The organism is Micromonospora sp. LA-10 (assembly GCF_051853095.1).
Taxonomy (GTDB): Bacteria; Actinomycetota; Actinomycetes; order Mycobacteriales; family Micromonosporaceae; genus Micromonospora; species Micromonospora echinospora_A.
This window is the reverse complement of sequence record NZ_CP195710.1, coordinates 5,251,271-5,271,488: the sequence shown is the minus strand read 5'-3', so window position 1 is coordinate 5,271,488 and position 20,218 is coordinate 5,251,271. Positions and strand designations below refer to the sequence as shown.

21 protein-coding genes are annotated in these 20,218 nt (G+C 73.4%); 11 read left to right on the top strand and 10 right to left on the bottom strand.

Annotated features, from left to right (window positions below; genetic code table 11):
- Positions 1-94: 94 nt before the first annotated feature.
- From ACSDG8_RS24905 to serS, 5 genes are all read left to right on the top strand, one after another.
- Positions 95-520, top strand: coding sequence for a hypothetical protein (locus ACSDG8_RS24905; RefSeq protein WP_210893560.1), 426 nt, complete (start codon positions 95-97; stop codon positions 518-520).
- On the top strand, positions 517-1,653 hold the full coding sequence (locus ACSDG8_RS24900) for an alcohol dehydrogenase catalytic domain-containing protein (protein ID WP_210942793.1): 1,137 nt from the start codon (positions 517-519) through the stop codon (positions 1,651-1,653). The genes ACSDG8_RS24905 and ACSDG8_RS24900 overlap by 4 nt, the downstream gene beginning before the upstream one ends.
- A 31-nt stretch (positions 1,654-1,684) precedes the next feature.
- Positions 1,685-2,860, top strand: a complete 1,176-nt coding sequence (locus tag ACSDG8_RS24895) for a saccharopine dehydrogenase family protein (RefSeq protein WP_210942792.1) — start codon at positions 1,685-1,687, stop codon at positions 2,858-2,860.
- A 31-nt stretch (positions 2,861-2,891) separates the two neighbouring features.
- Positions 2,892-4,043: a MerR family transcriptional regulator gene (locus tag ACSDG8_RS24890; protein ID WP_210893554.1), complete on the top strand. Its 1,152-nt coding sequence runs from the start codon at positions 2,892-2,894 to the stop codon at positions 4,041-4,043.
- A 432-nt stretch (positions 4,044-4,475) separates the two neighbouring features.
- The gene (serS, locus tag ACSDG8_RS24885; protein ID WP_073831267.1) at positions 4,476-5,759 is read left to right on the top strand and encodes a serine--tRNA ligase; all 1,284 of its coding nucleotides are present in this window, start codon (positions 4,476-4,478) and stop codon (positions 5,757-5,759) included.
- Here serS and ACSDG8_RS24880 read toward each other — a convergent pair.
- The 4 genes from ACSDG8_RS24880 to ACSDG8_RS24865 are packed head-to-tail and all read right to left on the bottom strand — an operon-like array spanning position 5,746 to position 10,492.
- Complete coding sequence (locus ACSDG8_RS24880; protein ID WP_210893553.1) at positions 5,746-6,729, bottom strand: cytochrome c biogenesis CcdA family protein; 984 nt, start codon at positions 6,727-6,729, stop codon at positions 5,746-5,748. The two genes, serS and ACSDG8_RS24880, sit on opposite strands and share 14 nt — an antisense overlap.
- Entirely contained in the window at positions 6,726-7,316 is a 591-nt protein-coding gene (locus tag ACSDG8_RS24875; protein ID WP_210893551.1) for a TlpA family protein disulfide reductase, read from the bottom strand. The genes ACSDG8_RS24880 and ACSDG8_RS24875 overlap by 4 nt, the downstream gene beginning before the upstream one ends.
- 15 nt (positions 7,317-7,331) lie before the next feature.
- Positions 7,332-8,795, bottom strand: a complete 1,464-nt coding sequence (locus ACSDG8_RS24870; protein WP_210893549.1) for an NADH-quinone oxidoreductase subunit NuoF family protein — start codon at positions 8,793-8,795, stop codon at positions 7,332-7,334.
- Positions 8,792-10,492, bottom strand: a complete 1,701-nt coding sequence (locus ACSDG8_RS24865) for a hypothetical protein (protein WP_210893547.1) — start codon at positions 10,490-10,492, stop codon at positions 8,792-8,794. The genes ACSDG8_RS24870 and ACSDG8_RS24865 overlap by 4 nt, the downstream gene beginning before the upstream one ends.
- A 290-nt stretch (positions 10,493-10,782) precedes the next feature.
- Here ACSDG8_RS24865 and ACSDG8_RS24860 point away from each other — a divergent pair, with 290 nt between their 5' ends.
- Together ACSDG8_RS24860 and ACSDG8_RS24855 are read left to right on the top strand one after the other, a co-directional pair.
- Complete coding sequence (locus ACSDG8_RS24860; protein ID WP_210893545.1) at positions 10,783-12,228, top strand: alpha-amylase; 1,446 nt, start codon at positions 10,783-10,785, stop codon at positions 12,226-12,228.
- A 73-nt stretch (positions 12,229-12,301) separates the two neighbouring features.
- Positions 12,302-13,192, top strand: coding sequence for a L,D-transpeptidase (locus tag ACSDG8_RS24855; RefSeq protein ID WP_210893543.1), 891 nt, complete (start codon positions 12,302-12,304; stop codon positions 13,190-13,192).
- 6 nt (positions 13,193-13,198) lie between these two features.
- On the opposite strand, the gene ACSDG8_RS24850 is transcribed toward ACSDG8_RS24855, so the two are convergent.
- The 4 genes from ACSDG8_RS24850 to ACSDG8_RS24835 are packed head-to-tail and all read right to left on the bottom strand — an operon-like array spanning position 13,199 to position 16,693.
- On the bottom strand, positions 13,199-13,819 hold the full coding sequence (locus tag ACSDG8_RS24850) for a response regulator transcription factor (protein WP_210893541.1): 621 nt from the start codon (positions 13,817-13,819) through the stop codon (positions 13,199-13,201).
- A complete protein-coding gene (locus tag ACSDG8_RS24845) occupies positions 13,816-14,970 on the bottom strand; it encodes a histidine kinase (RefSeq protein WP_439427276.1) in 1,155 nt (384 codons plus the stop codon). Before ACSDG8_RS24845 ends, ACSDG8_RS24850 begins: the two co-directional genes overlap by 4 nt.
- Positions 14,971-14,991: 21 nt before the next feature.
- Positions 14,992-15,792 carry an ABC transporter permease gene (locus ACSDG8_RS24840; protein WP_210893537.1) on the bottom strand — a complete coding sequence of 267 codons (801 nt, stop codon included), beginning with the start codon at positions 15,790-15,792 and terminating at the stop codon, positions 14,992-14,994.
- Between the two features lie 16 nt (positions 15,793-15,808).
- Positions 15,809-16,693 (bottom strand): ABC transporter ATP-binding protein, encoded by an 885-nt coding sequence (locus ACSDG8_RS24835; RefSeq protein WP_210942790.1) that lies wholly within the window; start codon positions 16,691-16,693, stop codon positions 15,809-15,811.
- 111 nt (positions 16,694-16,804) lie between these two features.
- Here ACSDG8_RS24835 and ACSDG8_RS24830 point away from each other — a divergent pair, with 111 nt between their 5' ends.
- Positions 16,805-17,656 carry an alpha/beta hydrolase gene (locus tag ACSDG8_RS24830; RefSeq protein WP_439427275.1) on the top strand — a complete coding sequence of 284 codons (852 nt, stop codon included), beginning with the start codon at positions 16,805-16,807 and terminating at the stop codon, positions 17,654-17,656.
- Positions 17,657-17,669: 13 nt separating this feature from the next.
- Here the strand turns inward: ACSDG8_RS24830 and ACSDG8_RS24825 are convergent, their stop codons facing one another.
- Together ACSDG8_RS24825 and ACSDG8_RS24820 are read right to left on the bottom strand one after the other, a co-directional pair.
- Positions 17,670-17,924: a hypothetical protein gene (locus tag ACSDG8_RS24825; RefSeq protein ID WP_013287870.1), complete on the bottom strand. Its 255-nt coding sequence runs from the start codon at positions 17,922-17,924 to the stop codon at positions 17,670-17,672.
- The gene (locus ACSDG8_RS24820) at positions 17,921-18,235 is read right to left on the bottom strand and encodes a DivIVA domain-containing protein (RefSeq protein WP_439427274.1); all 315 of its coding nucleotides are present in this window, start codon (positions 18,233-18,235) and stop codon (positions 17,921-17,923) included. Before ACSDG8_RS24820 ends, ACSDG8_RS24825 begins: the two co-directional genes overlap by 4 nt.
- Positions 18,236-18,601: 366 nt before the next feature.
- On the opposite strand from ACSDG8_RS24820, the gene ACSDG8_RS24815 reads away from it, so the two are divergent.
- From ACSDG8_RS24815 to ACSDG8_RS24805, 3 genes are all read left to right on the top strand, one after another.
- A complete protein-coding gene (locus ACSDG8_RS24815; RefSeq protein WP_439427273.1) occupies positions 18,602-19,480 on the top strand; it encodes a helix-turn-helix domain-containing protein in 879 nt (292 codons plus the stop codon).
- A complete protein-coding gene (locus ACSDG8_RS24810; RefSeq protein WP_439427272.1) occupies positions 19,473-19,673 on the top strand; it encodes a DUF397 domain-containing protein in 201 nt (66 codons plus the stop codon). The genes ACSDG8_RS24815 and ACSDG8_RS24810 overlap by 8 nt, the downstream gene beginning before the upstream one ends.
- 93 nt (positions 19,674-19,766) lie before the next feature.
- Entirely contained in the window at positions 19,767-20,189 is a 423-nt protein-coding gene (locus tag ACSDG8_RS24805; protein ID WP_439427271.1) for a hypothetical protein, read from the top strand.
- Positions 20,190-20,218: the final 29 nt, after the last annotated feature.

Here is a 20,218-nt window from a genome sequence, read left to right as displayed (position 1 = left end):
GAACCCGGCTCACCCGCCCCTGGCCCACCCTGGAGCACACGGGCGGCCGGCCGGGCAGCGCCGGCCGCCCGAGGCCGGGACCTCGGGAGGTCAGGTGGCGCGGATCAGACGGCTGACGGCCGGCGCGCTGGCGCTGGCGGCCGGCGGGGCGCGGAGGCTGGCCGACCGCCTGCCGCAGCGGGTCGCAACCGATCCACGGCCGGGACGGTGGCAGGTGGTGACAGTGGCCACCGCGCCCGAGCGGGTGCTGCCGGCCGGACGGTGGCCCGAGCCGCTGCGTCGTCTCGACGGGGCGGTGGAGGTGTGGGCCCGCCCGGCGCCCGGCGGTCGCGGCACCGAACTGGCGATCCGTCCGCTGGGCGGGGAGTGCACGCTGCCGGGGTTCGCCGCGCACCTGGTCGGCGACGACCCGGGCCGCTACCTGCGCCACGTGCTGCGGCAGACCAAGCAGCTTCTGGAGACCGGCGAGGTGCTGCGCGCGGACCGCTCGCCGCTGGACCGGCCGGGGCCGGCGCGATGAGGGCGCTGTGCTGGGCCGGGGCCGACGCGGTGGAGGTGCGCCGCGTCCCGGACCCGGAGCTGCGCAACGCCCAGGACATGATCGTGCGGGTGCGGCGGAGCACGACCTGCGGCGCGGACCTGCCGCTCCTGGGCGGCCGGGTGCCCGAGGCGTCCGCCGGGGAGGTGCTCGGACGCGAGTTCCTCGGCGAGGTGGTCGAGGTCGGCCCGGAGGTACGCCGGCACCGGATCGCCGACCGGGTGGTGGTGGGCGCCGCGGTGGCCTGCGGGGAGTGCTGGTTCTGTCGGCAAGGGCTGCTCGCCTGCTGCGACAACGGCACGAGCGGCGTGACCGCCGAGCCGGAGTGGGGCCAGCCGTCCGCCGGCGGCTTCGGCCGGCCGGCCCGGCTGGGCGGGTTCGCCGGTGGCCACGCCGAGTTCGTCCGGGTGCCGTACGCGGACGTGGGCGCGTTCGCCGTACCGGAGTCGGTGAGCGACGACCGGGCGGTGTTCGCCGCCGACGCCGCGCCGGCCGGCTGGTACGGCGCCGAGCTGGGCGAGGTCGCCCCGGGCGACGTGGTGGCGGTGTGGGGCGCGGGCGCGGTCGGCCAGCTCACCGCCGGGGCGGCGGTGGCCCGGGGCGCGGATCGGGTGATCGTGGTCGACGACCGGGACGACCGGCTGCGCATGGTCGCCCGGCACGCCGGGGTGGAGGCGCTCAACCACAGGTACGTGGACGTGCTCGCCGAGCTGCGGGAACGTAGCGGCGGCCGGGGCCCGGACGTGTGCGTGGACGCCTCCGGGATGCCGGCCGAGCCGAGCCGGTGGCCGCTGACCGAGGCGGACGGCGGTGCGGCGCTGCGCGAGGCGGTGCACGCCTGCCGCAAGGGCGGCGTCGTGGTGGTGCTCGACGCCCGGCCCGGTGTGGTGGACCGGTTCCCGCTCGGCGCGCTCGCGGACAAGGGCCTCGCCGTCCGTGCCGCCCGGCGGCGGAGCGCGACAGCCATCCCGGAGCTGCTGGCGCGGATGGCCCGCGACGAGCTGGTCACCGAGCATCTGGCCACGCACCGGATGCCGCTGGAGCGCGGCGCCGACGGGTACGCGTTGTTCCGCGACCGGGCCGACGGCTGCGTGCGGGTGGTCTTCACGCCGTGAAGCTCAGCGCCGTGGATGGCACACTCGGCGGATGCGCGCAGACCGTCAGTACGACCTCGTCCTGTTCGGCGCCACCGGCTTCACCGGCGGGCTGACCGCCGAGTACCTGGCCCGGCACGCGCCGGAGCGGCTGCGCTGGGCGCTGGCCGGGCGTAACCCGGACAAGCTGGCCGCCGTCCGGGACCGGCTGGCCGCGATCGACCCGGCCCTGGCCGAGCTGCCCCTGCTCACCGCCGACGTGACCGACCCGGCGTCGCTGCGGGCGGTGGCCGAGTCCGCCCGGGTCGTGGCCACCACCGTCGGCCCGTACGTGCACCACGGCGAGCCGCTGGTGGCCGCCTGCGCCGCGGCCGGCACCGACTACCTCGACATCACCGGCGAGCCGGAGTTCGTCGACCGGATGTACGTGCGGCACCACGCCGAGGCGGTCCGCACCGGGGCCCGCCTGGTGCACGCCTGCGGCTTCGACTCGATCCCGCACGACCTGGGCGTCTGGTACACGGTCAAGCAACTGCCGGCCGACGGGCCGATCGCCGTGGACGGCTACGTGCGCGCCGGTGGCCGGTTCTCCGCCGGGACGTACCACTCGGCGCTCACCGCGTTCTCCCGTACCGGTGAGATGAGCCGCGCGGCCCGGGCCCGCCGGGCCATGGAGCCGCAGCCGGACGGACGCCGGGTCCGCGCGGTGCCGGGCAAGGTCGGCCGGGTACGCGAGTTCGGCCAGTGGGCGGTGCCGCTGCCCACCATCGACCCGCAGGTGGTCCGCCGGTCCGCGGCGGCCCGCCCGGAGTACGGCCCCGACTTCCGCTACCGGCACTTCGCGGCCATGAAGCGGCTGCCCACGGTCCTTGTCGCCGGGGCCGGGCTGGCCGGGGTGGTGGGGCTGGTGAAGGTGGCGCCGACGCGGCGCTGGCTGCTCGGGCGGCTCGCCTCCGGGCAGGGGCCGACCGCCGAGCAGCGGGCCAAGTCGTGGTTCCGGGTGCGGTTCGTGGGCTCCGGCGGCGGCCGTCGGGTGGTGACCGAGGTGGCCGGCGGCGACCCGGGCTACGACGAGACAGCCAAGATGCTCGCCGAGTCGGCGCTCTGCCTGGCCTTCGACGATCTGCCGGAGACCGCCGGGCAGGTCACACCGGTCGCGGCGATGGGTGACGCGCTGCTGGACCGGCTGGTACGCGCCGGCATCACGTTCCGCACGCTGCCCACGTGAGGTTGACCCTCGACCCGGTCGAGGTCACAGGATGACGGCCGTGGAGAGCGAGCTTCGCAGCATCGGCGAACTGGCCCGGGCCAGCGGCCTGACGGTCAGCGCCCTGCGGTTCTACGACCGTTCCGGCGTGCTGCCCCCGGCCCGGGTGGATCCGGTGACCGGCTACCGCTGGTACACCGAGGAGCAGGTGGCCCCGGCCCGGCTGGTGGCCGGGCTGCGCCGGGTGGGGATGCCGCTGACCGGCATCGCCGAGGCGCTGCGGCACCAGCACCGGCCGGCCGAGGTGCACCGACTGCTGGACGCGCATCAGCGCCGCCTGGAGGACGGCCTGGCTGACGCGCGTCGTGAGCTCTCCCGCATCCGCAGCCTGATCGACCCGGAGGAGACCACAGTGACCACCCGCCTCGCGCTGTCCCGCACCGACCTGGCCGCCGCCGTGGACGCCGTACGCTTCGCCGTCGGCGCCGACCCCGAGCTGCCGGTCCTGTCCGGCGTGCTGCTGGAGGTCGCCCCCGACGGGGTGCACCTGTTCGCCACCGACCGGTTCCGGCTGGCCGTGGCCCGGGTCGGCGCCACCGTCGACGGCCCGCCGGTGAGCGTGCTGCTGCCGGTGGCCGCCGTCGACGAGCTGCGGGCGCTGCTGGACGCTGCCGGCTCGCTCTCGGGGCGCGACGGCTCCCTGCCGGGCGACGGCTCGCTGCCGGGCGGCGACGGCTCGGACGTCGCCGAGGTCGTCGTCGCTTCCGACCGGGTGACTGTCACGGTGGCGGGCCGGGCGCTGACCGCCGTACCGCTGCCGTACGACTTCCCCGACTACCGGCGGCTGCTGCGGGCGCAGCTCGGCGACGCGCCCGCGTACCGGATCCCGTTCGACGGCGCGGCGCTGCGCACGGCGCTCACCGCCGACGGCGTCCCCGTCTGCCGCCGGGCGCACGAGGGCGTCGAGCACGAGGTGGTGGCGCTCGGCCTGGGCGGCCGCGGCGAGCTGCGCCTGGTCGACCCGAACGGCGCGGCCGACGCGGATGCGCTTCGGGTGGCGGTCAACCGGGAGTACCTGCTGGACGCGCTGGGGTCTCGCGACGGCCAGCTCGTGCTGGAACTCGACGGCCCGATCACGCCGCTGGCCGTGCGGCGGGCCGACGACGCCGACGCCTTCTCGGTGCTGATGCCGGTACGCCTCTGACGCTCAGCGCTCCCCGGCCTCCCTCCCCCACCCTCCAGCGGCAGTCATTCGTGACAGTGCGTGACATCACCGCTGTCCCCGATGCTTCACCCCGTGCGGACTTTGCTCTGCAGCCATCGGCGCGACGCTGACGCTCCGTCGAACGCCGCGTCGGTGGCTGCAGAGCAAAGTCGCCCGAGGGGCAATCCGGCCCGGGAGCGGATCCGTGAAATTGACCAGTTCAGCGCACCTACGAGCGGACGCGGTGCAACGGGCGCGCCAAAGCGCCATTACGCACTGTGAGCACCCCGGACCGCCAGCATCACCACCACGCACCGTCACCGGAACGGGCCTCGCGGCGGCGGGCTGCGCGGGCCGGGCCGGGGCGGCGAGGGCGCGACGGTAGCATCTGGAGGTCCCACCTGACTGCCTGGACGGAGGCGTACGAGCAGCATGCTCGACATGGAGTTGATCCGGAAGGATCGCGAGGCGGTGGCGACCGCGCTGGCGAAGCGTCTGGATCCCGCCGAGGTCACCCGGGCGCTGGACGACATCCAGCGGCTCGACCAGGAACGACGCGCCCTGATCACGGAGATCGACGCCGAGCGGCAGCGCCGCAAGGCCGAGGCGCGTGCGTACGCGGAGGCGAAACGGTCCGGCGGCACGCCGCAGCCGGTCGCCCCGGAGGCCGAGCGCAAGCAGCTCGCGGAGCTGGAGTCCCAGCTCGACGAGGTGCAGTCCCGGCTCCGCTCGGCGATGAGCGAGCTGCCGAACCTGCCCGCCGACGACGTGGTCGCCGGGGGCAAGGAGGCCAACCGGGTGGTGCGGACGTTCGGTGAGGCGCCGGCCATCGAGAAGGTACGCGACCACGTGGAGCTGAGCCGCGCGCTCGGCCTGGTCGACCACGAGCGGGGCGTGAAACTCGGCGGCTCGGGCTTCTGGATGTACACCGGTATGGGCGCCCGGCTGGAGTGGGCGCTGGTGAACTGGCTGATCGAGCAGAACATCCAGGCCGGCTACGAGTTCCTGCTCCCGCCGCACCTGCTGCTGGAGAGCGCCGGTTTCGCGGCCGGGCAGTTCCCGAAGTTCCACGACGACGTCTACCACATCGACAAGCAGTCGTCCTCGCGTGGCCAGTTCCTGCTGCCCACGGCGGAGACGGCGATCCTCGGCGCGTACCAGGACGAAATTCTGGAGACGCCGAAGCTGCCGTTGAAGGCGTTCGCGTACACGCCGTGCTACCGGCGTGAGGCGGCCGGTTCGCACTCCGACGAGCGCGGCACCGTGCGCGGCCACCAGTTCAACAAGGTGGAGATCTTCCAGTTCACGCTGCCGGAGCAGGCGGGCGAGGCGCTGGAGGCGATGGTCGGGCACGTCGAGGGCCTGGTCGGCAAGCTCGGTCTGCACTTCCAGACCAGCCTGCTCGCCGCCAGCGACGCCAGCGCCTCGATGAAGAAGACGCTCGACGTCGAGGTCTGGATGCCGAGCACCGGCAAGTACAAGGAGGTGTCGTCGGTCTCCTGGGCCGGTGACTACCAGGCCCGCCGGGCGGCGATCCGCTACCGCGAGCCGGGCGCGAAGCAGACCCGTTTCGTGCACACGCTCAACGGCTCGGCGCTCGCCACCAGCCGCCTGTTCCCGGCCATCCTGGAGCAGCACCAGCAGCCCGACGGCTCGGTGGTGGTCCCGGAGGTCCTGCGCGACAAGCTCGGCACCGACCGCCTCACCCCGCGCTGACCCGCTCCCCCGCCGCCGTCCCCGCCCCGCCCGCCGCGCCCGCCTCTCCCCCGCGATCTTGCACTTGCGGCCCGCGAGAAGTCCGCTTCACCCCTTCCGCCCGGGCACCAAGCGCAAGATCGCGGGAGCGAGGGTGCGGGCGGGCGGGGCGGGGGCGGCGGCGGGTGAGGGGTAGGGCGGCTAGGAGCAGGGCCGCCAGGACCGCGGCGAGCACGGTGGGGCCTGCGGTGTCGAGGGTCCGTACCAGGGTCTGCTGGAGCTGGGCGGCGGCGCGGATCACCGGGTCGGTGAAGGCGTCGTACCGGCCCTCGGCGAGGCGCACCTCGTACCAGCCGTACCAGGCGACGTAGCCGCCCGCGACCACGAGCACCAGGCCGCTCAGGCGCGGCGCCCACGCGCCGGCGCCGCGCAGTCGCGCCACGACCCGGCCGCGCAGCAGCGCCACGGCGAGCGCGGCCACGCCGACCACGAGCGCCATGCCCAGCGCGTACGCCCCGAACAGCGCCAGCCCGCGCAGCGGCGACCCGGCCCGCAGGCTGGTCACCACGATCGCCAGGAACGGCGCGATCGCGCAGCTCAGCGACGTGAGCGCGTACGCCGCGCCGAACAGCACCATGGACGGCCAGGTGCGGGTGAGCCGGGGCGCGGCGCGCAGCGGGCGCGGCGCGGGCAGTCGCCGCCCGGCGAGCAGCCAGCACCCGGCGAGCGTCAGCAGCACGCCGAGCGTGACGGTCAGCCACGGCAGCCGAGGGCGCAGCCAGTCCGCGGCCGGCGCCACGGCCAGCCCGAACGCGCCGAACACCAGCACGTACCCGAGGGTGAGCGCGGCTGTCGCGGTGAGCGCGCGGCCGACGGCGCCGCGCCCGTCGGCCACCAGCAAGGACAGGTACGCGGGCAGCATCGCGAAGCCGCACGGGTTGACCGCGCCGAGCATGCCCGCGGTCAGGGCGAGCAGCAGCGCGCCGGTCATCCCCGGGCCAGCGTCTCGACCTGCCGGGTGAGCGCCTCACCGTCCAGGAACCCCTGGTGGACGACCCGGCCGGTCCGGTCCAGGACGACGAACGTGCTCTGCTCGGTCACCTTGAACCGGCGCCACAGCGCACCCTTCCGGTCGTCGATCTGGATCGTGCCGTCCAGGTCGAACTCGGTGACGAAGTCCTTCATCGCCTTCTGCTCGCCGAGCCCGGCGACGCCGACGATCGGGACCGTGTCCCGGTAGGCGGGGGCGATCTCGGCCACTGTCCACGCCTGGCTGGCGCAGGTGGCGCACCAGGGCGCCCAGAACCAGAGCAGCACCGGCCGCCCGGCCAGGTCGGCGGCGGAGAACGCCGTACCGTCGAGGGTTTTGCCGGTGAACGACAGCGTGGCCGGCACCGGACCCGGTGGCGCGGACGTCGGCCCGCCCGGCGTCGCGGCCGGGGACGCGACGTCCGAGGGCACTGCGGCCGGGGCCGCGGGTGGCACCGCGCCGGCCTCGGGTCCGGCCGCGCAGCCAGTGGCGGCGGCGAGCGTGGCGGCCAGTACGACGGCGGCGGTCACACGAGCGGCGGTACGCATCGGCGGCTCCTGGTTCTATTCGGCCCGGACCAGGCGAAGCGCGAGTTCGGGACAGACCTTTACCGCCTTGAGCGCGCCCTCGCGCAGCCACGTCGGCACCGGGGTGGGCGGGAACGCCGGGTATCCGTTGCCGTCGAGCCGGATGAAGTCCGGCACCACGTGCGCGCAGAGCCCGTGCCCGTCGCAGCGGGACCAGTCGAGCGTGAGCTTCTGCGGGTTGCCGTCGGGCGCTCCGGGCAGGCCCATCATGCCCTTGACCCGCTTGCCGCAGCCCTCGCCGGTGGCGTGCAGCCGCAGGTCGTCGGCGAACACCTCCATGGCGGACAGTGCGAACCGGGCGGTGCCGTCCGGGTGGCTGCACGCGCCGCGTCCCTTGACGTCGCCAGCTGCGGCCCGGACCAGTTCGACCGGCGCGCTGCCGGAGACCGCGAGGTCGACCGAGCGGGCCAGGTCGGGCAGGCCCATCTTGCACGGGCCGCACTGCCCGGCGGACTCGCCGGCCAGGTAGCGCACGACCTGGGCGGCCTCGCCGAGCGGGCAGGTGTCGGCGCCGAGCGGCACGATGATGCCGGCGCCGAGCGTGCCGCCGACGGCGGTGAGCCCCTTGCGGGACACCTCGGCCCGCTCCGCCGCCGCCGCGGTGATCCACTTTCCGTGGTAGCCGCCCATCAGGATGCCGGGGCCGGGCGGCACCTCGCAGAGTTCGAGGATCTCGCGCAGCGGGGTGCCGGCGGCGCACTCCACCACGGCGGGCCGCTTGGCCGATCCGGTGACGGTGAGCAGCACGGTGCCGGGCTCGTCGTCGGTGCCGAGCGCGGCGTACTCGTACGGGCCGATGCGGGCGGCGACGGCGAGCTGGGAGTACGTCTCGGCGTTCGACAGCAGGGTGGGCAGCCCGCCGACGCCGGAGTCGCTGGAGCGCTTCTTGGTGCCGGGCGGGATGTGCGGCAGGCCGTTGATGCCGTTGACGAGCGCGCCGCCCTCGCCGGAGATGAACCGGTGCGGCACCGTGACGATGGTGGTCGGCACCGGCATCCGCCGTTCCTGCAACGCCTCGGCCAGTGAGGGCCGGCCCACGTCGTCGTCGGCGACGCCGATGACGATCTCCTCCGCGTCCAGCGCGAACGCGGCCAGCGCGGCGCCGTCCAGGATGAGGTGCGGGGCGCGGGTGAGCAGCACCTTGTCCTTCCAGCTGGCCGGTTCCCCCTCGGTGGCGTTGACGACCACCACGGCGGAGAGGTCCTGCCGTTCGCAGGACTCCAGCACCGCGCGCAGCTTGCGGGCGAACGGGAAGCCCGCGCCGCCCTTGCCCTTGAGGTCGATCGCCTCGGCGAGCCGCAGCAGCGCCGCCGGTTCCATCGGGCCGATCGGGCCGTGCACCTCTTCGTGGGCGAGCAGGTCGAGCCGGCCGAACTCGGCGAAGCCGGCGGTCAGGCGGGGCTCGCCGACGCAGGCGACCGGCGGGACGGTCCGCGTCACCGGGCCTCACCCCGCAGCCCGGCCCAGTACGCCCCGTCGACCGCGTCCGCGTCGGCCCGCTTGCGACGGGACCGGCTGTCCTTGCCGGCCCGCATGGCGCGGCGGGAGGCGAGGTCGACGAGCGTCGGGGTGTCGTCCACGAACGCCTCGTCGGCGTCGTAGCGGGCCGGCGGGCGCCAGTAGTCCGGCTCCTCCGGCACGTCCTCCTCGTCCCGGTAGCGCCGGCCGGACCCGCTGAGCGGCTCCGCCGACATCGGGCTGACGGAGATCGGCCCGGCCGAGATCGGCTCACCGGAGACCGGGCGGGTCTCCCAGCGGCGCGGGCTGTCCCACGGCTCCTCCGGCTCGTTGCCGGGTCGCGGCGGCGCGGAGTAGCGGGCCACCTCGGCCGGGGTGGCGTACCGGCTGCTGTCCGGCGGGGCGGAGTGGCGGCCCCCGGTGTCCGGGGGCGCGGAGTGGCGGCCCCCGCTCTCCGGCGGCGCCGAGTACTGGGCGGCGAGTTCCTCGTCGGCCCGGGATCGGCGAGCGACCCGTTCCTCGTCCCGCCGGGACCGGCGGCGCACCCGCTCCTCGTCGGTCCGGGACCGGCGGCCCGCCGGCTCCTCGTCGGAGCGGCGACGACGGCGGGACCGTTCGGCGTCGGACCGGCGTGCCGGCACCAGTTCCTCGTCGCGGTCGAGGAGGACCGGCTCGCGCTCCTCCTCGCGTACCCGGACGGCGACCCGCTCCTCGTCGCGGCGGCGGGCGGCGGCCGCGCGGACCGGTTCGCGCAGCGACCCGGGTTCCGGCACCACGGGTACGGCGAACCGCTCGGGGTCGCGGCGCCGGGCGGTGCCGGCCGGCGCGGTCCAGGTGGCGGTCGCCTCGGCCCAGCGGCCCTTGCCGGCGCCGCTGTCCTCCTTGGCGGTGGCCTTCTTGCGGGTGATCGCGGCGAACACGCCGGTCCGCTCCTCGCCCTTGCCGGCCATGGCCTTGTTGAGCGCGGCGGCCTGGTGCTGTTCCCGGCTGCGCTTGCCCAGGTGGACGGAGAGCCGCACCATCAGCGCCAGCACCACTGCCAGTATGCAGGCGAGGTAGCTGAGCAGCACCCAGGTCGCCGCGGGCCGGCCGGCGTTGAGGCCGTGCACCAGCGCGAACGGCCAGGACACGTACGCCATCGAGTGCAGCGCCCGCCAGAACCACTTGGGACCGACTCCGGCGAACCGGACCCGGACGATTCCGGTCCAGAGCACGCCCACCATCAGCAGCGCGGCGACGGTGCCCAGTCCGACGTAGAGGCCGGTGCCGCCGATGAACGGCACCACCGCGTCGGTGGGTCCGGCCCGGCCGATCGCCACCTTGGTGATGACGTGGAAGACCAGTCCGGCGACACCGAGCACGCCGGTGGCGCGGTGCGCCGACTGGAGCAGCACGCGGTGCCGGATGAGCAGCACGAGGCGGTCGGTGGCCAGCAGGCCCAGCATCACTGTGATGCTGAGCGCGACCAGGGCGACCACCCCGGCGAAGAACTCGGTGAAGAAGAATCCGTACGAGTACATGAGCCCGCCGGCGCCGGCCAGCTCCACTCCGGCCCACGCGAGGCCGAGGGCGGAAGCGGTCAGCGCCGCGATCGCGGACTTCGACATGGTCCGGGCACCACGGCTGCTGGTGGTGGTCCGGACGGTCGTCGTCTTCTCGTTCTGCTGTGCCCGGGCCATCTGCTCCTCGATCGTCTCACGGCGGCGCCCCCACCGACCGACCCTGCTCCCACCTCAGGTACGGAGGGAGCGCGCGCACGGATCACGTCCGGTGGCGAATTTCTCGGCCGGTTTTTCGAACCGTCCGCACCGGACGCGCGTGTCGCGCGTGACGCAACGACGGATGCCCATACGTTGACAGACTTTGCAACAAGCTCGTAACCTTGCCGCAAAATTTCAGTCTGGTTGCAAGACGCCAGCACTGATACAGGCTCCACTCCCCCGCATCCCCGCACCCCGCAGGAGTCCTGATGCATCGACGCCGATGCCGCGCCGCCGCGCTCGCCCTGGGTCTGGCCGCCAGCCTGCTGGTCCCCGTCGCCGCCGCGGCACCCCCGGCCGCCGCCGCCACCCCGGGCGCCAAGAAGGTCATCGTCCAGCTCTTCGAGTGGAACTGGGCCTCGGTGGCCGCCGAGTGCACCAGCACGCTGGGCCCGAAGGGCTACGGCTACGTGCAGGTGTCACCACCGCAGGAGCACGTCAACAGCAGCCAGTGGTGGGTGTCCTACCAGCCGGTCAGCTACCGGATCGAGTCCCGCAAGGGCACCCGCGCGCAGTTCCAGTCCATGGTGAACACGTGCCACGCGGCGGGCGTGAAGGTGATCGTCGACGCCGTGGTCAACCACATGTCCGGCCAGGAGAACGGCGGCACCGGCTGGGCCGGCTCGTCGTACGGCCACTACAACTACCCGGGCGTCTACTCGGCGCAGGACTTCCACTACTGCGGGCGCAACGGCAACAACGACATCGCCAACTACAACGACCGGTACGAGGTGCAGAACTGCGAGCTGGTCAACCTGGCCGACCTCAAGACCGAGTCGGAGTACGTGCGCGGCCGGCTCGCCGCGTACCTCAACGACCTGCTCTCCCTCGGCGTCGACGGCTTCCGCCTCGACGGCAGCAAGCACATGCCGGCCGCCGACATCGCCGCGATCAAGGCCAAGCTGAACCGCAGCGCGTACCTGGTGCAGGAGGTCATCTACGGCGCGGGCGAGCCGATCCAGCCGACCGAGTACACCGGCAACGGTGACGTGCACGAGTTCCGGTACGGCAAGGACCTGGCCCGGATGTTCAACAACGAGCGGCTCGCGTACCTGAAGAACTTCGGCGAGTCCTGGGGCTACCTGTCGAGCGCGAAGGCGGTGGTCTTCACCGACAACCACGACACCCAGCGCGAGGGTGGCGTGCTCACCTACCGCGACCGCGGCGCGTACGCCCTCGCCAACGCGTTCATGCTGGCCTGGCCGTACGGCACGCCGGCGGTGATGTCGAGCTTCACCTACAGCGGCCGGGACCAGGGCCCGCCCGCCGACGGCAGCAACCGGATCACCAACGTCACCTGCTACTCGGGCTGGGAGTGCGAGCACCGCTGGCCGGTCATCGCCAACATGGTCGGCTTCCGCAACGCCACCGAGGGCGCCGGGGTCTCCAACTGGTACGACAACGGCTACCAGCACATCGCGTTCAGCCGTACCGGCAAGGGCTACCTGACGATCAACGACGAGGGCGCAGCCGTGAACGGGCGCTCGTACTACACCGGCCTGCCGGCCGGCCGCTACTGCGACGTCGTCCACGGCACGTTCAGCAACGGCTCGTGCAGCGGGCCGGTGATCACGGTGGACTCGTCCGGCTGGTTCGCCGCGAACATCGCCGCGCACGACGCGATCGCCATCCACATCGGCGCGAAGCTCAGCTGAGCCACCCGGGCCGCGAAGCCCTCGTACCCGTAGTACCGGGTACGAGGGCTTCCGGTCAGTTACAGTCAGTTTCGTGCTGTTCGACCGGTTTGCCACACGCCGGCCTCCCGGCTGGCTGATCGCCGCGCTCGCCGTACCGCTGCTGCTCGTCACCGCGCTGCTGGTCGGCCGCGCGCTCACCGCCACGCCCGCGCGCCCGTCCGCGCCGGCCGCCGCCGCGCCCTCGGCCACGACTGCCGCGCCGAGCCCGTCGCCGTATGAGTCGGTGCCGCCCGCCGCGCCCCCGCCGGACGACCTGCCGGTGGTCACCTACGACCCGGCGCCGCGCGGCTTCCCGCCCGACCCGGACCCGGCCGACACTCGCCCGCTCAGCGAAGGGCTGCGCCCGAACCGGAACGTGGCCGCGTACGACGCGCCCGGCGGCCGTCCGCTGGCCTTCCTCGCGCCGACCATCAGCGGCGTACGGCTCACCGTGCCGATCGTCGAACGCCGCTCCGGCTGGACCGCGGTGCTGCTCCCGTCGGCCAACCGCACCATCGCCTGGCTGCCGTCGGGCGGCTGGACCACAGTGGCGCTGCGCGACCAGATCGTGGTGGAACGGCGCACCCACCGGCTCACCTGGCAGCGCGACGGGCGCGCGATGCGCACCTGGCCGGTCAGTCTCGGCATGTCCGGCCAGCTCACGCCGCTGGGCCGCACGTTCGTGCTGGGCCGCACCCCGCCTCCGGAGGCCGTCTACGGCGGCGTCGACATCTTCGCGCTCGGCGCGATCCCCGACGACCCGGACGCGGTGCCGACCGGCCTGCGCGGCGCCCACATCGGACTGCACAGCTGGTACAACGACGACACGCTCGGCAAGAACGTCACGAACGGCTGCATCCGGCTGACCCGCAGCGCTCAGCGTCTGCTGCTGACCGAGGTCGAGCCGGGCACCGCCTTCGTGGTGGTCGACCGCCTGCCCTGAGCCGGCTCAGCCCAGCAGCCAGCCGTTCGCCTCGGCCACCCGCACCGCGTCGGCCCGGTTGCGGGCGCCGGTCTTGCCGATCGCGGCGGAGAGATGATTGCGAACAGTCCCCTCGGACAGGTGCAACGTCGCCGCCAGCTCGGCAACCGTGCCGCCGCCGCGCGCCGTACGCAGCACCTCGGTCTCCCGCTCGGTGAGCGGGCTCGGCCCGGTGGCCAGCGTCTCGGCGGCGAGCGCCGGGTCGACCACCCGCAGCCCGGCGTGTACCCGGCGGACCGCGTCGGCGAGCTGCCGGGCCGGGGTGTCCTTGACGACGAACCCGTTCGCGCCCGCCTCCATTGCCCGGCGCAGGTAGCCGGGACGCCCGAACGTGGTCACCACGAGCACCCGGCAGGACGGCAGGGCGGCCCGCAGCGCGGCGGTGGCGGCCACCCCGTCCAGGCCCGGCATCTCCACGTCGAGCAGCGCCACGTCCGGGCCGGAGCGCAGCGCCTCGGGCACCACCTCGTCGCCGCGGCTCACCTCGGCCACCACCGTCAGGTCCGGCTCCAGCGACAGCAGCGCCGCCAGCGCGCCACGCACCAGCGCCTGGTCGTCGGCGAGCAGCAGCCTGATCGGCTCGGTCACCGGTGGGTCCCTCCGTCCGGATCCGCCGCGGGCACCGTCACCCGCAGCAGGAGGCCACGCCCGTCGTCCGGCCGCGCCACGGTCACAGTGGCGTCCAGCCGCCGGGCGCGTTCGCGCAGCCCGGCCAGGCCGTGCCCGGCCGTCGTGCCCCGCTGGTCCGCCGGGCCCCGGCCGTCGTCGCGTACCTCCACCGCCGACGGCTCCACCCGGATGACGCAGCGCCGGGCGCCGCTGTGCCGCACCACGTTCGTCACCCCCTCGCGGACCGCCCAGCCGAACAGCTCGTCGCGGTCCGCCGGCAGCGACGGCACCGACTCCGGCAGCTCCGCGACGACGCCCGCGGCGGCGAGCGCCGACCGCGCGCCGGCCAGTTCGGAGGCCAGATCCACCCCGCGGTACGCCCCGACGGTGCCCCGCACGTCGGCCAGCGCCTCCCGGGCCAGCCGCTCCACGTCGGCGATCTCGGCGGCGGCGCGGGCCGGGTCCAGCTCCATCAGCCGGCCGGCCAGTTCCGCCTTGACCGCCACCACTGTGAGCGAGTGCCCGAGGATGTCGTGCAGGTCCCGGGCGGCGCGGGCGCGTTCCTCGGCCACCGCCAGCCGGCGGATCTCCTGCTGCGCGGCGCGGAGTTCGCCGTTGCGCTGGGCCAGCCGGCTCACCCCGAACATCGCGAACGAGGCGAGCAGCACCGCGAACACGACTGTGCTCTCCGACTCCCAGCCGGGCACCAGACGGGCGGTGACCGGCCCGGCCGCCGCGGCCAGCAGCACCACGACCAGCGCCTCCACCGAGGGCAGCAGGAACACCGCCGCGGCGCCCACGAACACGAGCGTGGTCAGCCAGTCGCCGCCGGTGCCGGGGATGCTCGCCAGCCCGATCGCGAGCAGCACGGCGACGAGCAGCCGGGCCCGGGCGGGCGGGACCGACAGGTTGCGCTGCCTGCGGGCCCGGGCCCACTCGAAGATCAGCACGTACGCCACGCCGAACGCGACGAGCGCGCCGATCCCGACCAGCCGCCGCCACGGTTGCGGCTGCTGCAGTGCGGTGCGGAGCGGAATGTTGAGGAAGAACAGCCAGACCGCCGCCAGCAGCCAGCCGGTGAACCGCCAGTGGCGGCTCACCGGCCGGGCCGGACCGGGCTGCGGCGTCACGCCGACCACGCTAGACCCCGCTCAGACCCGGGTGGTGTCCCGGCGGAACAGCCGGGCCGCGCCGAGGCCGAAGAACGCGGTCCAGGCGGTCACGTTGGCGACCGCCGCCCAGTCCACCCCGGTGCCGGTCAGCGGCGCGCGGGCGAGCTGACCGACCCCGTACACCGGGGTGAACTTGGCGATCTGCTGCATGACGTCGGGCAGCAGATCCAGCGGGACGAACAGGCCACCGAGCATGGCCAGGATGGCCAGCGCCGGGCCCATGAACTGCATGACGTTCTCGGCCGGGGCGAGGTAGCCGACGAACAGCCCGAACGCGGCGAAGACCAGCGAGCCGATCCAGGCGGTCAGGCCGGACTCCACCCAGACGTGGGCCGGAAGCCGGACCCCGGAGGCGGCGCCGACGGCGAACTCCACGAGTACGCCGAGCAGGCCGAGCACCATCGCGGTGGCCACCTTCGTCGCCACGTACGCGGCGGGCCGCAGCGGGGTCAGCCGCAGTTGCCGGCTCCAGCCCAGCGCGCGTTCGGTGGCGACAGCCGCCCCGGCGCTCGTGGTGGCCACCATGGCCGCGTACACGGCCAGACTGATCATGATCCAGCCGGTGACCGGCAGCCCATTGTCGAGCTTCTCGCCGCGCGTGGGCAGCCCGAACAGCAGGAAGAACACGGCCGGCATGACCAGGATGAACAGCAGCGTGCGCCGGTTGCGCAGCACCCGGCGGATCTCGATGGCGAGCACCGGCGCGCAGAAGCCGCCGAGCGCCGGTGGCCGGCGGTCGGCCCGGCGGGTGTCGGTGGTGGACGAGGTCGTGGCGGTCATGGCAAGGCTCCCCGGTTCAGGCGGTCAGGGTGAGGAACGCGTCCTCGAGGTTGCGTGAAGTGATCTCCAGGTCCCGGGCGCCGGTGCGGGTCAGCAGGTGCCGGGCCACCACGTCGGAGTCCTCGCTGTGCACGAGGACCACGTCACCGCGTACCTCGACCGAGCGCACGCCCGGCAGCGCGGCGAGCGCGGCCTGGTCGGCGCCCGGCAGCGTGGCCCGCACGACCCGGCCGGCGGCCAGGTTCTTGATCTCGGCGGTGGTGCCGTCGGCGACCACACGGCCCTGGCGGATCAGCACGATCCGGTCCGCGTACGCGTCGGCCTCGTCGAGGTAGTGGGTGGCGAACAGGACGGTCCGGCCGGAGCGGGCATCGGCCCGGATCGCCTGCCAGAAGTCGCGGCGGCCCTCGACGTCCATGCCGGTGGTCGGCTCGTCCAGCACCATCAGGTCCGGGTCGGGCAGCAACGCGAGCGCGAACCGCAGACGCTGCTGCTGCCCGCCCGAGCACTTGCCCACCGCCCGGCCGCCGATCCCGGCGATGCCGGCGCGCTCCAGCACCTCCGCCACCGGCCGGGTGTGGCCGTAGAAGTGCGCGGTCATGCGTACCGTCTCGGCGACGGTGAGGTCCTTGAGCAGGCCGCCGGTCTGCATCACCGCGGCGACCCGGCCGAGCCGGACGGCGTCGGCCGGGTCGCCGCCGAAGAGGCGGACGGTGCCGGCGTCCGGGCGGGCCAGGCCGAGCAGCATGTCGACTGTGGTGGTCTTGCCGGCGCCGTTGGGGCCGAGGAACGCCACCACCTCACCGGGGGCGATCCGCAGGTCGAGCCCGTCGACGGCAGTCACCGGGCCGAAGGTCTTGGTGAGTCCGGCCAGGTCCACGGCCGGTGCGGGTTCGGTCATGTCCCGATGCTCCGGCGTGCGGTGTCCGGTTCCCCGGAGCGCCAGTCACCTTCCGGCCGTGACATTTGTCAGGGCGGAGTGAGGACCGCGCCGGGCGGGGTATGCCGCGGCATGAGCGCACCGACGGGACGGGTCGACACGATCGTGCTCATCCACGGCCTCTGGATGACCTCGCGGAGCTGGGAGCACTGGGCGCAGCGGTACGCCGAGCGCGGCTTCCAGGTGCTCACGCCCGCCTGGCCCGGCATGGACCGCGAGGTGGAGGAGCTGCGGGCCGACCCGGCGCCGATCGCCGCGCAGCGGATCGCCGACATCGCCGAGCACTACGCGGCGATCGTCCGGGACCTGCCGCGCCCGCCGATCATCATGGGCCACTCGTTCGGCGGCCTGATCGCCCAGTTGCTGGCGGACCGGCACCTCGGCGCCGCGGTGGTCGCCGTGCACCCCGCGCCGGTACGGGGCGTGCTCAAGCTGCCGCCCAGCACGCTGCGATCCGGGTACTCCATCCTGCACAACCCGGCGAACCGGCACCGCGCCGTGCCGTTCACGCCGGAGGACTTCCGGTACGCCTTCGGCAACACCATCAGCCAGGAGCAGTCCGACGCAGCCTGGGAGCGGTACGCCGTACCGGGCGCCGGCCACGTGCTGTTCGAGGCGGCGTTCGCCAACCTGGACCCGAAGTCGGCCACCGAGATCGACAAGAAGCGCAGCGACCGCGCCCCGCTGCTGATCACCGCGGGCGGTGAGGACCACGTGGTGCCGGCGACCCTGGCCAGCTCGATCGCCAACCTCTACCGGAGTTCGACGGCGCTCACCGGCTACCGGGAGTTCCCCGGCCGGTCGCACTTCGTCGGCGGCGAGCCGGGCTGGGAGGAAGAGGCGGACTACGCGCTGGAGTGGGCGGTCGAGGCGGCGAACGAGTTCTCCCCGACAGTGGTCGCCGAGGCCCCTCGACGCCGCTGACCCCGGCGGGTGCTCATCGCGGCCGGAACCGCCGGGAGCACTCACCGTCGTGTCCGGGCCGAAGCAGGCACCGCTGCCCCCCGGGCAGCAACCGGTCGCAGAACACCCAGTGGCGCACGTTCTGGTCGTCCTCCGCCGAGACAGTGGTGCCGCCGGGCTCGGTCTGTGGCAGGACGTGCGTCCAGTGCGCCACCACCCGGGCCAGCCGCTGAGCGGAGAGCAGGTCGTTGACCACGACCGGCAGGTGGATCACCCAGCGCTCGGTCACCTGTCGCACCCCCGCTCGTTGCGTGCCCGGGCCTGCTCCGACTGCCAGCGGCGCAGCGCGTTCTTGACCCGGTCCGTCTCGCGGCGGCTCTGCGCCAGCGCGTCGTAGACGGCGGCCAGGTCACCGGCGACGCGGTCGAGGAACTCCCGCACCTCCTGCGGGTCGAGCCCGCGCCGGCCCAGCGGGGTCGTCCGGAAGCTCCGCTCACGCACCTGCCACGGGCGCAGGGGCTGGTAGGCGGACGAGCGGTAGCAGGTCGATCCGAGGACCGTCCGCCGGCGACCTCGGACCCGCCGCAGGAAGACACGCATGACAAGACCTGCCTCTCACCGTCGAGATCGAACCGTGGAAGAGGTGGGCCCACCGACCCGCCCCGCACCGGCGGACCCACCCCGGCACCTGCCACCGCAGCTTCGACCAGCAGTACGTCAGCAGGGCACACATGGCCACTGAGCAGCGAGAACTCCACAGTGGCTGCAGGGGAAGTGAAGCACTGGACTTCCGTAATTGCAACATCGCAATAGCGCTGTCTAGATAGCAATCTAGCCAAAGAGAAGTACTCCCTGTGACATGTCTATTGATTGTGAGACACTACGGCGCTTCAATTGGACGTCCGCTTGTTGAGGAACAACCACAGTCGGAGGCAGCGCGTGTCACAAGGAGTCACCGGCTCGACGATGTTGCGACGGCAGATCGGCCGTAAGTTCGAGTCACTGCGCAAAGCCGCAGGACTGACGATGGAGCAGGCTGCGGAACGCCTGGACCGAGCACGGGCGACGTTGCATCGGATCGAGAACGGCGCCGAGCACGTCCGCTTCCGACAGGCAGACGTACAACAGATGCTCGACCTCTACGGCGCGTCCGCCGACGACCGCGAGCTACTGCTCGCCCTGACGGCAGCCACCAGAGAGAACAAGAACTGGTGGCACGACTATGTCGGCTCGGGCCTACCGCGTTGGTTCCAGCTCTACATCGGACTCGAAGCTGCCGCATCCACCATCCGGCAATACGAGGCCGAACTGGTTCCCGGCCTGCTCCAAACGCGCGCCTACGCCGAGGAGGTCTTCCGAACACCTGGCGGTTCGATCGATGCCAAGGACAGCGGCGAGCGGCAGCGGGCGGTCCAACTGCGCGTCGAGCGGCAGGCACTCCTCACCCGATTCTCCGCGCCGCAACTCAGCGTGATAATCAACGAGGCCGTCTTGCGCCGGCCCGTCGGCAGCGCCAGGATCATGGCCGAACAACTCCACCAGATCCTGAAGGCCGCAGAGCTACCCAACGTGACCATCCGGGTGCTGGAATTTTCTGCCGGGCTGCATGCCGGGGCCATGGCGGGAGCGTTCTCGATCTTGGGCTTCCCCAAGGACAGCAACGGCAGGGAGGTGGAACCACCGGTGGCCTACCTGGAGGCAGCGACCGGAGCGATCTACCTCGACAAGCCGCACGAGACGTCCGCCTACGACACCATCTGGGCCGACATGGCGAGCCGCGCCCTCACTGAGTCCCGAACGAAGACCCTGATCGAACAAGTCGCAGAGGAGTACTCCCGTGCCTGACCTGACCGGTGCCGTCTGGCGCAAGTCAAGCCGCAGCAACAACGGCGGCAACTGCGTCGAGGTCGCCGACAACCTGAGTGGCGTGGTCGGGCTTCGCGACAGCAAGGACCCCACCGGCCGGGCCCTCGCTTTCCCGCCGAGCAGTTGGGCCGCCTTCATCCGAGCCGTCAAGAGCGAGACCCTGAGCCGCTGAAGGGTCGCCACTCCGGCATTGGAGTGGCGGTGTCGGCGTACTGACAGTGTGCTGCGCGGCTTCCGGTGAACAACCCCAGCTACCGTGCCTTCCATGAGCCCCTCCCACGAATTCAGCGTCGATGACGTCGACGCGGCGATCGACTTCGTGATCAGGAACGGCGCGGAGGATCGCGGGCAGACCGTCTCGTATTCTCGGGTGTTCGATGCGGCAGGGCTGCCCGCGCCTCAATACCTCCACATGGACGGCGACCCTCAGCGGGTCACCGAGTTCATGGAGGCGTTTCACAACCGCTGCAAGGAACGGCAGCTCCCTCCGCTGGATGCGCTCGTCGTGCACGTCGCCGCCCGCCGAGCGGGATTCCCGGGAGCGGGCTACTTCCGGATCAACGGCCTGGCCGACCCGCTCGCGGAGCGCGCCAAGCTGGAGGCCGTGACGGCGAGCGTCCGGTTCTGGGAGGAGCAGCGGGAGACCTGCAAGGGATGGGGGGTCAAGAGCCGACGCGGTCATCTGTGATGCCGTGCAGGTGGTTCCGGCACTCGGGC

Coding starts and splice junctions, on each gene's coding strand:
- serS (WP_073831267.1), top strand. CDS start 4,476: ATGCTCGACATGGAGTTGATCCGGAAGGATCGCGAGGCGGTGGCGACC.
- ACSDG8_RS24805 (WP_439427271.1), top strand. CDS start 19,767: ATGAGCCCCTCCCACGAATTCAGCGTCGATGACGTCGACGCGGCGATC.
- ACSDG8_RS24815 (WP_439427273.1), top strand. CDS start 18,602: ATGTTGCGACGGCAGATCGGCCGTAAGTTCGAGTCACTGCGCAAAGCC.
- ACSDG8_RS24890 (WP_210893554.1), top strand. CDS start 2,892: ATGACGGCCGTGGAGAGCGAGCTTCGCAGCATCGGCGAACTGGCCCGG.
- ACSDG8_RS24880 (WP_210893553.1), bottom strand. CDS start 6,729: ATGACCGGCGCGCTGCTGCTCGCCCTGACCGCGGGCATGCTCGGCGCG.
- ACSDG8_RS24840 (WP_210893537.1), bottom strand. CDS start 15,792: ATGACCGCCACGACCTCGTCCACCACCGACACCCGCCGGGCCGACCGC.
- ACSDG8_RS24900 (WP_210942793.1), top strand. CDS start 517: ATGAGGGCGCTGTGCTGGGCCGGGGCCGACGCGGTGGAGGTGCGCCGC.
- ACSDG8_RS24830 (WP_439427275.1), top strand. CDS start 16,805: ATGAGCGCACCGACGGGACGGGTCGACACGATCGTGCTCATCCACGGC.
- ACSDG8_RS24895 (WP_210942792.1), top strand. CDS start 1,685: ATGCGCGCAGACCGTCAGTACGACCTCGTCCTGTTCGGCGCCACCGGC.
- ACSDG8_RS24820 (WP_439427274.1), bottom strand. CDS start 18,235: ATGCGTGTCTTCCTGCGGCGGGTCCGAGGTCGCCGGCGGACGGTCCTC.
- ACSDG8_RS24835 (WP_210942790.1), bottom strand. CDS start 16,693: ATGACCGAACCCGCACCGGCCGTGGACCTGGCCGGACTCACCAAGACC.
- ACSDG8_RS24860 (WP_210893545.1), top strand. CDS start 10,783: ATGCATCGACGCCGATGCCGCGCCGCCGCGCTCGCCCTGGGTCTGGCC.
- ACSDG8_RS24875 (WP_210893551.1), bottom strand. CDS start 7,316: ATGCGTACCGCCGCTCGTGTGACCGCCGCCGTCGTACTGGCCGCCACG.
- ACSDG8_RS24865 (WP_210893547.1), bottom strand. CDS start 10,492: ATGGCCCGGGCACAGCAGAACGAGAAGACGACGACCGTCCGGACCACC.